Raw genomic sequence first — 13,127 nt, forward strand, 5'->3', positions numbered from 1 at the left:
ATGCGAAAGGGTCGACGTTGACTGCAGCACTTCCGGAACTTGCCGAGGGCGACTTCTACTACGAGTCACTGGGCGGCGGGCGTTTCCGTTCGACCATTCACGCCCAGGGTGCCTGGAACGAGCACGAACAGCACATGGCGCCGGCATCAGGGCTCATGGCGGATTGCCTGGAGCGGCACAACCCTCGGGACGATGTCCGGATGGCGCGCCTGAGCTACGAGATCCTGGGACTGATCCCGGGCGGCGAATTCGAGGTGGTCACCACCACGCTCCGGCCCGGACGCACCATCGAACTGCTGCAGGCCGAACTCGTTGCGGACGGCCGCGTGGCGATCCGCGCCACGGCCTGGCGGATGATTACGTCCGACACGGCGGACGTCGCAGCAATCGAAGACGCCCGAATTCCCGGGCCGCACGAGTGCTCACCGTACGATGGTGCCAGCGTCTGGCCGGGAGGCTACATCCGATCCCTGGAAATGCGCGTTGCGGACGGGCACCGTCCGGGCTCCGGGAAGGTGTGGCTTCGCACCGGACACCCGCTCACAAATACCGCGGACAGCGGGGACGTGGCACGGCTGATGGGGCTGGTGGATACCGCGAACGGAATAGCGGCCCGCGTCCCCCCGGGAAGGGACAGCTTCGCCTTCCCCAACCTGGACCTGCAGATCCATATGTACCGGAAACCCGTCGGCGACTGGCTCGGCCTGGACAACGCGGTCTCCTTCGGCGCAGACGGCATCGGGCTGACGTCCACGGTGCTCCACGACCTCAGCGGACCCTTTGGCCGGGCCGAACAGATCCTGACCATCCGCAGGACCTAGCTCCACGGAATGTGGTTCTGCGGCGCTCAGTTCCCGTGGAAGACGAGCCAGCCGGCCAGCGTGGCCAGGGCCGTCAATGCTGCGCCCCAGAGGATGTCCACGACAATGAGCTGCAGCGGCCAGGTCTTCAGCGTCGTGGCATTGGTGAGGTCGTACGTGGCGTAGGCGAACGCGCCCAGCGCGGCGCCGTAGCCCACCGCGCTGAGCCAGTTGCCGCCGTCGAGCGCGGGACGCAGGGCGAAAAACACAATGCCGGCAATGTAGATCACGTAGAACACCACCGCGTACCCTAGATTGGGCCGGTCGGCCAGCAGTTCACCAATCTGTCCGCGGTAAAACGGGTTCATCGTCTTGAGCCAGATGGCATCGATGACGGCGAACGCGGCGGCGACGACCAGGAATTGCAGAATGACCATAAGGGAGCTTAGCAAGATGCAGCACGCGGCCGGCGCACCAGCCACGCTGACCATCGTCCGGCAGGAAGAGTCGCTGGGGGCGGCCCGGGACCTGGAATTCGGCATTGAACTGCTGGGGATGGCCAAGACCGGCAGGACCGGCCCGACCCTGCGGTTGTACCGTCCGGCGCCCACAGTGGCCTTCGGCCAGCGGGACGCGCACCTCCCCGGCTTTGAGGCGGCGGCCAGGGCCTGCCGGGAGCTCGGTTTTGAGCCCTTGGTCCGGAAGGCCGGCGGCCGGGCGGCGGCCTACCACGAGGGAACACTGATCGTCGATCACGTGGAACCGCATGCCGACGCCATCGCCGGCGCCAAAGGGCGTTTCGCCTTCTTCGGGGAGATGCTGGCGGATGCCCTCCGCAGTGCAGGAGTCCACGCCGCCGTTGGTGAAATCCCGGGCGAGTACTGCCCGGGGGAGTTCAGCGTCCACGGCCAGGACCCGGCTGATCCGCAGCACAGGGTCAAACTGATCGGCACAGCCCAGCGCGTTGTGTCCGGCGGGTGGCTGTTCAGCTCGGTCATCGTGGTGGAAAACTCCGGGCCGATCCGCCGTGTCCTGGAAGCCAGCTATTCCGCCCTTGGACTGGAGTGGGATCCGGCCACTGCCGGCGCCGCCGACGACCTCGTCCCGGGACTCGACGTTGCGGCAGTCGAGGCGGCGGTTATTGACACGTACGCCGGGTACGCGCGGCTGGAGTATGCGGACTTCGCCAGCCTGCGCAGCTGACTGCATGTGCGTTGACGGACAGGCAAAAGGCCGGGCACCCAGGTGCCCGGCCTTGCTTTTTGAACAACTTTACGCCGGACGGGGCCTAGGCCGCGAGCCGGCTCTTTACTTCGGCCGCCGACGGGTTGGTGGCGGCGGTGCCGTCCGGGAAAAGGACGGTGGGAACGGTGCGGTTGCCTCCGTTGAGCTGCTCCACGAGATCGGCGGTACCTTCAACTTCTTCGATGTTGATCTCGGTGTAACCGATGCCCTGAGCGTCCAGCTGCTTCTTCAGCCGGTTGCAGTAACCGCACCAGGTGGTCGAAAACATGGTGATGGTGCCGGATTCGGGAGTGAAATCCACGGAGTTCTCCTCAAGCTCGTTGCTGCTCGTCGTTATCAAAGCAGATGTCCTTACCCTCAACCGTAACCCGTTGGCCGGTATTCCCGCGGCGGCAGCCCCCACCATGCCCCACGATGACGGCCGGTGACGCCGGGTGACACCGACTGCGGGCGGTGGCATGCTGGTGCCATGTGTGGACGCTACGTGATGGCCAGGGCGGTCGGGGACCTGCTGGCAGAGTTTGACGCTGAACTGGAAGAGGAGCTTGTGGTTCCGCCGTCGTGGAATGTGGCACCTACCGCTGATGTGCCCATCCTGCTTGAGCGGCTGGTGGACGGCAGCCCGGTCCGGCAGCTGCACGTGGCCCGCTGGGGACTCGTGCCCTCCTGGGCCAAGGATCCTTCCATCGGCTCGAAAATGATCAATGCGCGGAGCGAGAGCGTCCTGGAGAAACCGGCCTTCCGCAAGGCAACGAGGTCAAGACGCTGCGCAGTGCCGGCGGACGGCTATTACGAATGGAAGGGCGAGGGGCGCAGCAAGCAGCCCTATTACGTGCACCCGAAGGACGGCCTGACGCTGGTGTTCGCCGGGCTGTATGAGTGGTGGAAGGATCCGTCCAAGCCCGAGGGCGACCCGCACCGCTGGATGTTGTCCACTTCCATCATGACCACCGACTCGCCGCCCGAGGGCTATGCCGGCGGGATGCTCGCCGAGCTTACTGCCCTGCACGACAGGGTGCCGCTGCCCATGGACCGCACCACCATGCAGGCCTGGCTGGACCCCCAGGCGGATGACGCCGCCGGTCTGGTGGATCTGGTGAGGGCAGGGGCGCACGACGTAGCCGAAGGCTGGACGATCGATGCCGTTGGCACCGCCGTCGGGAACGTCAGGAATGATTCACCGGAACTCATCCAGCCGGTGGGAGGCCTGTTCTAGCCGGGTGACTTCTTGGGCGCGCCTCTATTTGGGCGGGCCTCAGACCGTGACTGTGCCGCCGGCGTCAACCGACCACGTGGGATTGAAGGCGATTTCCCAGCGGAAGCCGTCCGGATCCGCAAAGTACCCGGTGTAGCCGCCCCACGGCTGGGTTTTCGGCCGGCCCACGACCGTTGCCCCCGCGGCCTCGGCTTCTGCCATGACCCGGTCAACGTCCGCCGCGCTGCCAACGTTGTGGCTCAGGGTGATGCAGGGGATCCCGGTGGGGCTGTCCACGGAGGCCTCGGCCTGCATCTGGCCTGCATTCCAGAGGGAAAGAATGAGGCCGTGGTTTGCCTGGATGAACACCACGTCGCCGGGGACTTCCCGGTGCACCGGCCAACCCAGGCCGTTGACGTAGAACCTGCGTGCGGCGTCAACACTACGGACGCCAAGTGAAATGAAGTCGACTCGAGGCTGCATTCTTAGATACTGTCATGCACATGCCCACAAATCACGGACACGACAAAGACGCCCAGGCCGACAGGGAGCAGCTCGCCGCTGTCCGCGTGGCCGTCGATGAAGTTGATGAGCAGATCGTCACCCTGATTGCGCGCCGTGAACGCCTGATCCGGATTTCCGGCACCCTCAAGGGCGATGACGCAGAGGTCCGCGCCCCCGGCCGGGTGGAGAAGGTCATCGAGCATGTCCGTGCCGCCGCGCAGAAGAAGGACATCGATCCGGACATCGTGGAGAAGACCTACCGTGCCATGATCACGGCCTTCACTGAACTTGAGATGAAAGTGCACAACGCCAGCAGCTAGCGGCGTTGTGCGCGGGCGCTATCCCGGGCTGACGTCCGGGCGAATCTAGAGGGATTCCTCCACGGGCACGTTGGCTTGGAAGTCCCTGCCGTCGGCTTCGCTGAAAGCGGTCATGAGGTGACCCTTCTCCAGCCCCAGGACGGTACTCATGGGAAAGTTCCCGGTAATGGTGCTGCCTGAATGTTCCACGCCGCTGAGGTCAAAATTCTCCTCGGTGCCGTCATGGCTGAAGCAATAGAAGGACACGGCTTCGCCGTTCATGAACTCGATTCCCATTCGTCGCTGATGGGAATGATCCGGCGTAGCCGCCACAAGGCCCACCACGTAGGCGCCCGCCCCGGGGATATTCCCGTCTATAGCAAAAGTCGCCACCAAGGTGGAGTCCTTGGCGGCGATGGATACATGCTTCAGGAGTGCGTTATGGGAGCTCATGGCTCCATCCTTCCCCTTGCGCTGCCGTCCGTCCACCCCTGATCTAGGTTTTGTCACCGCCCCGGCGTAGACTTGATTTATTCGAAGATATATTCGAACAACTTATTTCAAGACTCTTCCTGCCACCCGAAACGGTCACCTGTTGCGGGGCGGGCAGGGTGTTTCCGGGAGGCGCCCATGGGCATGTTCAGCGAGGGTGTCGATGTCGTCTGCACGCCTGCCGGCCAGCCCCTGGAACTCACCTGGGCCGGAAGGCAATACACGGTCTGCGCCGAACCAGTGCGCTGGTATGAACGGCGCCAGTGGTGGGCAGAGGAAACCCGGGCGCCCCTTGGTACCGGCCCGGGTCTGGTGGATCACGAGATCTGGCGCGTCCAGGTCCGGCTTTCCGATGCCAAGGCCGCCCCTGGCCCGGAAAGCAGCCTCACCCTTGACCTGACACGGAGTATCAGCAGCGGACGCTGGAGGCTGCTGCGGATCCACGATGCCCTCCGGCCGCAATCAGCATGAGCTTCACCCATCTCCACGTGTCCACCGCTTTCAGCGCGCACTACGGCGTCTCCTGGCCCGATGAGCTGGCGCAGTCGGCCGCCGCAGACGGCGCCACGGCGTTGGCCTGCACCGACAGGGACGGACTGTACGGCACCGTCAAACACCTCAAAGCCTGCATGGCGGCGGGACTGGATCCCGTCGTCGGGGTTGACCTTGCGGTCTTCGACGACGACGGCGACCTCCGCACCCAGCTCGCGGGCCGCGTCGTCGTGCTCGCCCACGGAAACAACAAGGGTGCAGGCTACCGCGCCCTCTGCCGGCTGATTTCGGATGCCCATGCCCGCACCTCCGGCAAGGCCGGGGGAGCAGTACCCGTTGCGGTGACCCGCGCCGAACTCGCTTCCAGGACCCTGCATCCGGAAACACTGGAGCCGGTACTGACCGTCCTGATCGGGCCGGATTCCGACGTCGGGAGGGCAATGGGCGGCCGCCGGTACCTCCGTCCCCGCACCCTTTTCAAGCAGTGGCTGGACAGTATGCCCAAGGGCACAATGGCCGCGGAAGTGGTGTCACACCTCAGCGCCCCCGGTGAGCCGCTGAGCACCGCCCACGCCGTGCGCATGCTCAAGCTCGCTGCCGAGCACGGCGTACCCGCTGTGCTGACCAACGCCGTGCGGTACTGCGCGGAGGACGGGGCGGCGACGGCGGATGTCCTGGATTCAGCCCGCACCCTGAAGTCGCTGCCCGAGCTGACCGCGGAGCCGCTGCTGCAGCCGAACGGCCAGGGCTGGCTGAAATCGGCGGCCCAAATGCTCCAGCTCGGCAAGGAGATCATTCATTCGGCGGGCTACGGGGCCACCGACCTGACCAGGCTGCTCGGCCAAACCGAGGCGCTCGCGGACCGCTGCCGGATGGATCCGGTCACGGACATGGGATGGAAACAGCCCGTTGTTCCGGAGGCAGCTGTGATCGGCATCGACGGCGACCCGCTGGTTGAGCTGACCCAACGCTGCGAGGCGGGAATCGGCCGGCGGTTCCCAGGGATATCGGGTCGGGATGAAGTGCAAATGCGGGCACGGCTGGACCACGAACTGACGATCATCGCCAACCTTGGCTTTGCCTCATACTTCCTGACGGTCGCAGAGGTATCCCGAATGATCCTGGATATGGGGGTCAGGGCTGCCGCCAGGGGATCCGGCGCCTCCAGCCTGGTCAACTACCTGATCGACATCAGCCAGGTGAACCCCCTGCAGCACGATCTCATCTTCGAGCGGTTCCTCTCCCGTGACAGAGCCACCCTTCCGGACATCGACATCGACGTCGAAAGTGCCGAGCGGCACAACGTCTACCGCAGGATCTTTGACCGCTTCGGGGCGGAACGGGTCACCCTCATGAGTATGCAGAACGGGTACCGCGCTCGCGGTGCCGTGCGGGACGCCGGGCTGGCGCTGGGCATGGACGACGGCGACATCGGCGAAATCGCAAAGCAGCTGTGGCGCTTCTCGGCCAGGAATTTCCGTGAAGCCCTGGTGGAGAAGCCGGAGCTGAAGGAATTCGCGGGCCGTGTGGAGCAGCGCGATTTCGCCGAAAACCAGCAGCTGGACCTGCTCGTGGACCTGACCGAGAGGCTCGACCGCCTGCCAAGGCACATCTCCATGCATCCCTGTGGCGTGATCCTTGGCGACGCCACCCTGCTGGACCGGACACCCGTCCAGCCCAGCGGACTGGGCCTGCCCATGAGCCAGTTCGACAAACACGACATGGATCCGATGGGCATGCTCAAGCTGGACGTCCTCGGCGTCCGGATGCAGAGCGCCATGGCCTTCGCCGTCAGGGAGGTCATCCGGCTGCACCCCTCCAAGGCCGAGGTGGTGGCTGCAGGCGCCCATCCGGTGGGGCCTGAGGGTGCGGGGCCGGACTACATCGCCGCTGACGGGCACATCGACCTCAACGCCGTGCCCCTGGACGACGAACCAACCTATGAACTGATCCGCAGCACCCACACCCTGGGCTGTTTCCAGATCGAATCCCCCGGGCAGCGGGAACTGATCGGCAAAATGGCGCCGAGGGAGTTCAACGACCTCATCATCGACATTTCCCTGTTCCGGCCCGGACCCATGAAATCGGACATGGTTCGCCCCTTCCTGGAGCACCGCCACGGTTTTGCGCCTGAGGTCTATCCGCATCCGGACCTCAAGCCCGTGCTTCAGGAAACCCACGGAGTGACGGTCTTCCACGAGCAGATCCTGAAGACCTTCGATGTCATGACAAAGTGCGGGCTGGCCCGGGCTGATGAATTCCGCCGAGCCCTGGGGAACGAGCTCCTTGAACCCAAGGTGGAGGAATTCTTCCGCAAGGAAGCCCGGGCAGGGGGCTACACCCCCGAGGTGGTGGACAAGGTCTGGGGAACCCTGAAGGCCTTTGGCAGCTTTGGCTTCTGCAAGGCACACGGGGCAGCCTTCGCCGTGCCTACCTATCAGTCGGCCTGGCTGAAGGCCCACCACCCGGAGGCTTTCCTGGCCGGGTTGTGGGAACACGATCCGGGCATGTACCCCAAGAGGCTCCTTGTGGCCGAAGCCCGGCGGCTGGGGATCCCCATCCTGCCCCTCGACATCAACAGGAGCCAGGCGGAATACCGCGTGGAACGGGTGGAATCCGGTCCGGACCGCGGGAAGCTCGGCATCCGGCTGAGCTTGAACGGCATCTACGGACTTTCCGGTACTGAACTCAAAAGGATCGTGGCAGGGCAGCCCTATGACTCGCTGGCCGATCTCCGTGCCCGCTCCCGGCTGAGTAAGCCAAGCATCAAACGTCTTGCCCAGCTGGGAGCATTCGACTCACTGCATCGGGAGTCCGGGGGAGCAGCCAACAGGGCTGACCTCGTCCAACACCTGCAGTCCCTCCAGAACCGCCCTTCCAAGAAAGGCGTTGAGGTCATGGACGGCCAGCTTTCCCTGCCCCTGGGTGATGTTGAACTCAGGAACCTGAAAGCTGAACTTCCCGCACCCACCATGGTGGAGAACGTCAGGGCTGAACTTGACCTGATGGCGGTGGATGTCAGTGAACACCTGATGTCCAGCCACCGGCCCCTGCTGGACCGGCTGGGCGTCACCACGGCGGATAAGCTCCTGGGGCTCCGGAACGGCACTGAGGTGCTGGTCGCCGGTGTCCGGATCGCCACCCAGACCCCGCCTATGCGGGGAGGCCGCCGCGTGGTGTTCATCAGTATCGATGACGGCACCGGCTGCGTGGACTCAGTGTTTTTCCACGAAGCCCAGGAGCTGGCCGGCCCGTTGCTGTTCGGCACCCGGCTGCTCCTTATCCGGGGCAACACCCGCCGGACCGGACCCCGCGGAATTAGCATCAGTGCCACCATGGCCTGGGACCTCAGCCGCACCGAGACGCTGCCGTTCCCGGAAAAACAATCCACTGACCAGAGGGAACAGGACCTGCAGTTACAGGGGCCGCTGGATGGAATCAGCCGCAACCTGGCCATCACCGGACTGGGCAGCTGACCTGCACCCCGGGACAGTGAGCCTCACGGGCCGCTTTGGTCGCCCTATCTCCCAACCGATAGCATGGACGAGGCTGGCTGTGGTCCCCGTACGCCACAAGCTACGAAGCCTTAACTTTGAATAGGAGACACCCGTGTCAGATGCCCAGAAGATCACCCTCATCGTCGACGGCGAAGAGACCAAGGTGACTACCGGGACCACCGGCGCGGAACTCTTCTTTGAGCGCCGCGACGTCGTTGTTGCCCGTGTGAATGGCGAACTGAAAGACCTGGACCAGCCGCTCCCCGACGGAGCGGACATCGAAGGTGTCACCATCGATTCCCCGGACGGCCTCAATGTCCTCCGGCACTCGACTGCGCACGTCATGGCCCAGGCCGTGCAGCAGCTGCGCCCGGACGCCAAGCTGGGCATCGGCCCCTACATCACTGACGGCTTCTATTTCGACTTCGACGTCGCTGAGCCGTTCACCCCGGAAGACCTGAAGGCCCTGGAAAAGATGATGCTCAAGATCATCAACCAGAACCAGAAGTTCGTCCGCCGCGTGGTGTCCGAGGACGAGGCGCGCGAAGCGATGAAGGACGAGCCCTACAAGCTCGAACTGCTGGGCAGGAAGAACGACGCCGCCGACGCCGGCGAAGGGGTCAACGTCGAGGTCGGTGCCGGAGACATCACCATCTACGACAATGTGGACCGCAAGAGCGGCGACACCGTCTGGTGCGACCTGTGCCGCGGCCCGCACCTGCCCAACACCAAGCTCATCTCCAATGCCTTCGCCCTGACCCGGTCCTCGGCCGCCTACTGGCTGGGCAACCAGAACAACCAGCAGCTGCAGCGCATCTACGGCACTGCCTGGCCCACCAAGGACGCCCTCAAGGCCTACCAGGAGCGCATCGCCGAGGCCGAGCGCCGCGACCACCGCAAGCTGGGCGCCGAGCTGGACCTGTTCTCCTTCCCGGACGAGCTGGGTTCCGGCCTGCCGGTGTTCCACCCCAAGGGCGGCATCATCCGCAAGGCCATGGAGGACTACTCCCGCCAGCGCCACGTGGACGCCGGCTACGAGTTCGTCTACACCCCGCACATCACCAAGGGGCACCTCTACGAAGTCTCGGGCCACCTGGACTGGTACAAGGAGGGCATGTTCCCGGCGATGCACATCGACGCGGAACTGAACGAGGACGGCACCGTGCGCAAGCCCGGCCAGGACTACTACCTGAAGCCGATGAACTGCCCCATGCACAACCTGATCTTCCGCTCGCGGGGACGCTCCTACCGCGAACTGCCCCTGCGGCTGTTCGAATTCGGTTCGGTGTACCGGTACGAAAAGTCCGGCGTGGTGCACGGCCTGACCCGCGTGCGAGGCATGACACAGGACGACGCCCACATCTACTGCACCCGCGAGCAGATGAAGGACGAGCTCACCACCACGCTGAACTTCGTGCTGGGCCTGCTCAAGGACTACGGCCTGGATGACTTCTACCTGGAGCTCTCGACCAAGAACGAAGACAAGTTCGTGGGCGACGACGCCACTTGGGAGGAAGCCACCCGGACCCTCGCCGAAGTGGCCGAAGCCTCCGGCCTGGAGCTCATTCCGGATCCGGGCGGAGCCGCGTTCTACGGTCCCAAGATCTCGGTCCAGGCAAAGGACGCACTCGGCCGCACCTGGCAGATGTCCACCATCCAGCTGGACTTCAACCTGCCTGAGCGCTTCGAACTCGAATTCCAGGCCGCCGACGGCACCCGTCAGCGCCCGGTGATGATCCACCGCGCCCTGTTCGGTTCCGTGGAGCGTTTCATGGGTGTGCTGACCGAGCACTACGCCGGCGCCTTCCCGGCGTGGCTGGCACCCGTGCAGGTGGTGGGCATCCCGGTCGCCGAAGCGTTCAACGACTACATGTTCGACGTCGTCGGCCAGCTCAAGGCGGCCGGCATCCGGGCCGAGGTGGACATCTCCTCGGACCGTTTCCCGAAGAAGATCCGCACTGCCAGCAAGGACAAGATCCCGTTCGTCCTGATCGCCGGCGGCGAGGATGCCGAGGCCGGAGCTGTGTCGTTCCGGTTCCGCGACGGCAGCCAGGACAACGGTGTGCCGGTGGCCGAGGCAGTCCAGAGGATTGTCGAAGCCGTCCGCAACCGGACCAGCTAGCGGAAGCGGAAAGGCAAACGACGTGCAGGAAACCACAGGCGCTGGCGGAGGATATCCGGGCGACGGCGAGGCGACCGATGATTTCGGCCTGGCCGGAGTTCCGGACGCTTTCCAGCGCCTGTGGACTCCGCACCGCATGGCCTACATCAAGGGCGGGCAGCACCAGTTCAAGAATGAGGAAGACTGCCCTTTCTGCGTGGCCCCTGCACGCAGCGACGAGGACTCCCTGATCGTGTATCGCGGCCGAACGGCGTATGTGGTACTGAACCTGTTTCCCTACAACCCCGGCCACCTGCTGATCTGCCCGTACCGCCACGTGCCGGACTACACGGACCTGAAAGTGGAGGAAACGGCGGAGTTCGCGGCCCTGACGCAGACGTCCATGCGGGTCCTGCGGAAAGTGGCCAATCCCGGCGGCTTCAACCTCGGGATGAACCAGGGCGTTGTCGGCGGCGCCGGAATTGCCGGCCACCTGCACCAGCACGTGGTTCCGCGCTGGGGCGGGGACGGAAACTTCTTCCCCATCATCGCCCAGACGAAAGCCATCACCCAGACGCTCGGCGAGGTCCGCCAGCAGGTCGCCGAGGCCTGGCCCGAGGACGAACGTGCTTAACCGGCACGCCCGGGGGTTCTTCACCGCGCTGTTCTCCCCGCTTGCCCGCTGGCTCCTGAAAATCGGAGTCTCCCCGGATGCCATCACCATCGTGGGAACGGCCGGCGTGGTGGTGGGCGCCCTGGTGTTCTACCCTTTGGGCCAGCTGTGGTGGGGGACCCTTTTCATCACGGCCTTTATCTTCTCGGACGTCCTGGACGGCATCATGGCCCGTCTGCAGGAACGCGGCGGCCGGTGGGGCAACTTCCTGGACTCCACCCTGGACAGGGTTGCCGACGGCGCCCTGTTTGCGGGCCTTGCCATCTGGTACTTCACCGGAGGCGCGGACCGCGCCATAGCCATCGCCGCCGTCGTGTGCCTGGTGCTTGGCATGGTGGTTTCCTACGCGCGGGCCAAGGCCGAGGCCCTCGGGTTCCAGGCCAACGTGGGCATCGCCGAGCGCGCCGAACGGCTGGTATCGGTGCTGGTGGTGACGGGTTTCACCGGGATTGGGCTCCCCAGCGTGGTTCTGCTGGCGACGCTGATCCTGCTCGCTGCCGCAAGCCTGGTCACCGTTGTCCAGCGTATCGCCACCGTGTACCGGCAGTCGCTGGAAGAGCCGAACGGCACGGCCTCGCAGCAGCCTGCCTGATCGGTCCGGCAGGCTCCGGCGGCCGTCCGGCAGCGCCCATGGAGAGAGGCGGGACTGCCGGGGTAACCCGAATTCAGCAGCGTCGTAGCGTGGGACTAGTATTAGGAGTACCTGGTCATTGGATCCGGTAATCCGGTGTGCGCGCGGCGTGGCTTTTCCCGTCTGTGCCGACGCCTGCGCCGGGACCGAGAGACCGGATCTACGTAACATCTAGCTACCCATAGGGGTTTTTGTGTCTACACCTGATGTAAGCAGCGAAGCCGGCTCGTCCGCCAACAGCGTCACGGGCAGCAACCGCGTCAAGCGCGGCATGGCAGAGATGCTCAAGGGCGGCGTCATCATGGACGTCGTCAACGTCGAACAGGCCCGCATCGCCGAAGACGCCGGTGCCGTGGCCGTCATGGCGCTGGAACGTGTTCCGGCCGATATCCGGGCCCAGGGCGGCGTGTCGCGCATGTCCGATCCGGACATGATCGACAAGATCATCGAAGCCGTGTCCGTGCCGGTCATGGCCAAGGCCCGGATCGGCCACTTCGTCGAAGCCCAGGTCCTGCAGTCCCTCGGCGTGGACTACATCGACGAGTCCGAGGTCCTGACCCCGGCCGACTACGTCAACCACATCGACAAGTGGAACTTCAAGGTTCCCTTCGTCTGTGGCGCCACCAACCTCGGTGAGGCGCTGCGCCGCATCAACGAGGGTGCGGCCATGATCCGGTCCAAGGGCGAGGCCGGCACCGGCGATGTCTCCAACGCCACTGGCCACATGCGCCAGATCCGTGCGGAGATCAAGAAGCTCGCCGGCATGGCCGAGGACGAGCTGTACGTCGCGGCCAAGGAACTGCAGGCCCCGTACGAACTGGTCAAGGAAGTTGCTGCCGCCGGCAAGCTCCCCGTGGTGCTGTTCACCGCGGGCGGCATCGCCACCCCGGCCGACGCCGCGATGATGATGCAGCTTGGTGCTGACGGCGTGTTCGTCGGCTCGGGCATCTTCAAGTCCGGCAACCCGGCCCAGCGTGCCGCCGCCGTCGTGAAGGCCACCACCTTCTTCGATGACCCCGACGTGATCGCCAAGGCCTCCCGCGGCCTGGGCGAAGCCATGGTGGGCATCAACGTCGACGAGATCCCGCAGCCGCACCGCCTCGCCGAGCGCGGCTGGTAACAGCTCCAAAAGTAGTACGACGGCGGCGGGGGCGGAAGGGGGGGGGTACGCCCCCCCCCGACATAATAAAAAAAAAAA

14 protein-coding genes are annotated in these 13,127 nt (G+C 65.0%); 10 read left to right on the top strand and 4 right to left on the bottom strand.

Going from position 1 to position 13,127, the window contains the following annotated elements; translation table 11 throughout:
* Window positions 1–17: 17 nt before the first annotated feature.
* The gene (locus AB0N24_RS18355) at window positions 18–821 is read left to right on the top strand and encodes a thioesterase family protein (RefSeq protein WP_364127249.1); all 804 of its coding nucleotides are present in this window, start codon (window positions 18–20) and stop codon (window positions 819–821) included.
* A gap of 26 nt (window positions 822–847) precedes the next feature.
* Here the strand turns inward: AB0N24_RS18355 and AB0N24_RS18360 are convergent, their stop codons facing one another.
* Window positions 848–1,237, bottom strand: coding sequence for a DUF2177 family protein (locus AB0N24_RS18360; RefSeq protein WP_364127252.1), 390 nt, complete (start codon window positions 1,235–1,237; stop codon window positions 848–850).
* On the opposite strand from AB0N24_RS18360, the gene AB0N24_RS18365 reads away from it, so the two are divergent.
* A complete protein-coding gene (locus AB0N24_RS18365) occupies window positions 1,230–2,003 on the top strand; it encodes a lipoate--protein ligase family protein (protein WP_364127255.1) in 774 nt (257 codons plus the stop codon). The two genes, AB0N24_RS18360 and AB0N24_RS18365, sit on opposite strands and share 8 nt — an antisense overlap.
* A gap of 85 nt (window positions 2,004–2,088) precedes the next feature.
* Here the strand turns inward: AB0N24_RS18365 and AB0N24_RS18370 are convergent, their stop codons facing one another.
* Entirely contained in the window at window positions 2,089–2,346 is a 258-nt protein-coding gene (locus tag AB0N24_RS18370; protein WP_011692168.1) for a mycoredoxin, read from the bottom strand.
* Window positions 2,347–2,514: 168 nt separating this feature from the next.
* Between AB0N24_RS18370 and AB0N24_RS18375 the strand changes: the two genes are divergently transcribed.
* Entirely contained in the window at window positions 2,515–3,261 is a 747-nt protein-coding gene (locus tag AB0N24_RS18375; RefSeq protein WP_364127258.1) for an SOS response-associated peptidase, read from the top strand.
* 39 nt (window positions 3,262–3,300) lie between these two features.
* On the opposite strand, the gene AB0N24_RS18380 is transcribed toward AB0N24_RS18375, so the two are convergent.
* Window positions 3,301–3,723, bottom strand: coding sequence for a VOC family protein (locus AB0N24_RS18380; protein ID WP_364127260.1), 423 nt, complete (start codon window positions 3,721–3,723; stop codon window positions 3,301–3,303).
* A gap of 14 nt (window positions 3,724–3,737) precedes the next feature.
* On the opposite strand from AB0N24_RS18380, the gene AB0N24_RS18385 reads away from it, so the two are divergent.
* Complete coding sequence (locus AB0N24_RS18385; RefSeq protein ID WP_137322959.1) at window positions 3,738–4,064, top strand: chorismate mutase; 327 nt, start codon at window positions 3,738–3,740, stop codon at window positions 4,062–4,064.
* A gap of 45 nt (window positions 4,065–4,109) precedes the next feature.
* Here AB0N24_RS18385 and AB0N24_RS18390 read toward each other — a convergent pair whose 3' ends face one another.
* A complete protein-coding gene (locus AB0N24_RS18390; RefSeq protein ID WP_364127262.1) occupies window positions 4,110–4,496 on the bottom strand; it encodes a hypothetical protein in 387 nt (128 codons plus the stop codon).
* A 177-nt stretch (window positions 4,497–4,673) separates the two neighbouring features.
* Between AB0N24_RS18390 and AB0N24_RS18395 the strand changes: the two genes are divergently transcribed.
* From AB0N24_RS18395 to pdxS, 6 genes are all read left to right on the top strand, one after another.
* Window positions 4,674–5,006 (top strand): DUF6504 family protein, encoded by a 333-nt coding sequence (locus AB0N24_RS18395; RefSeq protein ID WP_364127265.1) that lies wholly within the window; start codon window positions 4,674–4,676, stop codon window positions 5,004–5,006.
* Window positions 5,003–8,503 carry a DNA polymerase III subunit alpha gene (gene dnaE, locus AB0N24_RS18400; protein ID WP_364127267.1) on the top strand — a complete coding sequence of 1,167 codons (3,501 nt, stop codon included), beginning with the start codon at window positions 5,003–5,005 and terminating at the stop codon, window positions 8,501–8,503. The genes AB0N24_RS18395 and dnaE overlap by 4 nt, the downstream gene beginning before the upstream one ends.
* 133 nt (window positions 8,504–8,636) lie before the next feature.
* Window positions 8,637–10,646 (top strand): threonine--tRNA ligase, encoded by a 2,010-nt coding sequence (gene thrS / locus AB0N24_RS18405; protein WP_364127270.1) that lies wholly within the window; start codon window positions 8,637–8,639, stop codon window positions 10,644–10,646.
* Window positions 10,647–10,668: 22 nt separating this feature from the next.
* Window positions 10,669–11,259, top strand: a complete 591-nt coding sequence (locus tag AB0N24_RS18410; RefSeq protein WP_364127273.1) for an HIT domain-containing protein — start codon at window positions 10,669–10,671, stop codon at window positions 11,257–11,259.
* A complete protein-coding gene (gene pgsA / locus AB0N24_RS18415; RefSeq protein ID WP_214955321.1) occupies window positions 11,252–11,890 on the top strand; it encodes a phosphatidylinositol phosphate synthase in 639 nt (212 codons plus the stop codon). The genes AB0N24_RS18410 and pgsA overlap by 8 nt, the downstream gene beginning before the upstream one ends.
* A gap of 232 nt (window positions 11,891–12,122) precedes the next feature.
* Window positions 12,123–13,049: a pyridoxal 5'-phosphate synthase lyase subunit PdxS gene (pdxS, locus tag AB0N24_RS18420; RefSeq protein ID WP_364127276.1), complete on the top strand. Its 927-nt coding sequence runs from the start codon at window positions 12,123–12,125 to the stop codon at window positions 13,047–13,049.
* The last annotated feature ends 78 nt before the right edge of the window (window positions 13,050–13,127 follow it).

It is taken from the genome of Arthrobacter sp. NPDC093128, assembly GCF_040683875.1.
Lineage (GTDB): Bacteria > Actinomycetota > Actinomycetes > Actinomycetales > Micrococcaceae > Arthrobacter.

Bases quoted from the DNA above. Each gene is read 5' to 3' on its own strand.
- dnaE (WP_364127267.1), top strand. From the start codon at position 5,003: ATGAGCTTCACCCATCTCCACGTGTCCACCGCTTTCAGCGCGCACTAC.
- AB0N24_RS18360 (WP_364127252.1), bottom strand. From the start codon at position 1,237: ATGGTCATTCTGCAATTCCTGGTCGTCGCCGCCGCGTTCGCCGTCATC.
- AB0N24_RS18380 (WP_364127260.1), bottom strand. From the start codon at position 3,723: ATGCAGCCTCGAGTCGACTTCATTTCACTTGGCGTCCGTAGTGTTGAC.
- AB0N24_RS18390 (WP_364127262.1), bottom strand. From the start codon at position 4,496: ATGAGCTCCCATAACGCACTCCTGAAGCATGTATCCATCGCCGCCAAG.
- AB0N24_RS18385 (WP_137322959.1), top strand. From the start codon at position 3,738: ATGCACATGCCCACAAATCACGGACACGACAAAGACGCCCAGGCCGAC.
- AB0N24_RS18395 (WP_364127265.1), top strand. From the start codon at position 4,674: ATGGGCATGTTCAGCGAGGGTGTCGATGTCGTCTGCACGCCTGCCGGC.
- AB0N24_RS18365 (WP_364127255.1), top strand. From the start codon at position 1,230: ATGACCATAAGGGAGCTTAGCAAGATGCAGCACGCGGCCGGCGCACCA.
- AB0N24_RS18375 (WP_364127258.1), top strand. From the start codon at position 2,515: ATGTGTGGACGCTACGTGATGGCCAGGGCGGTCGGGGACCTGCTGGCA.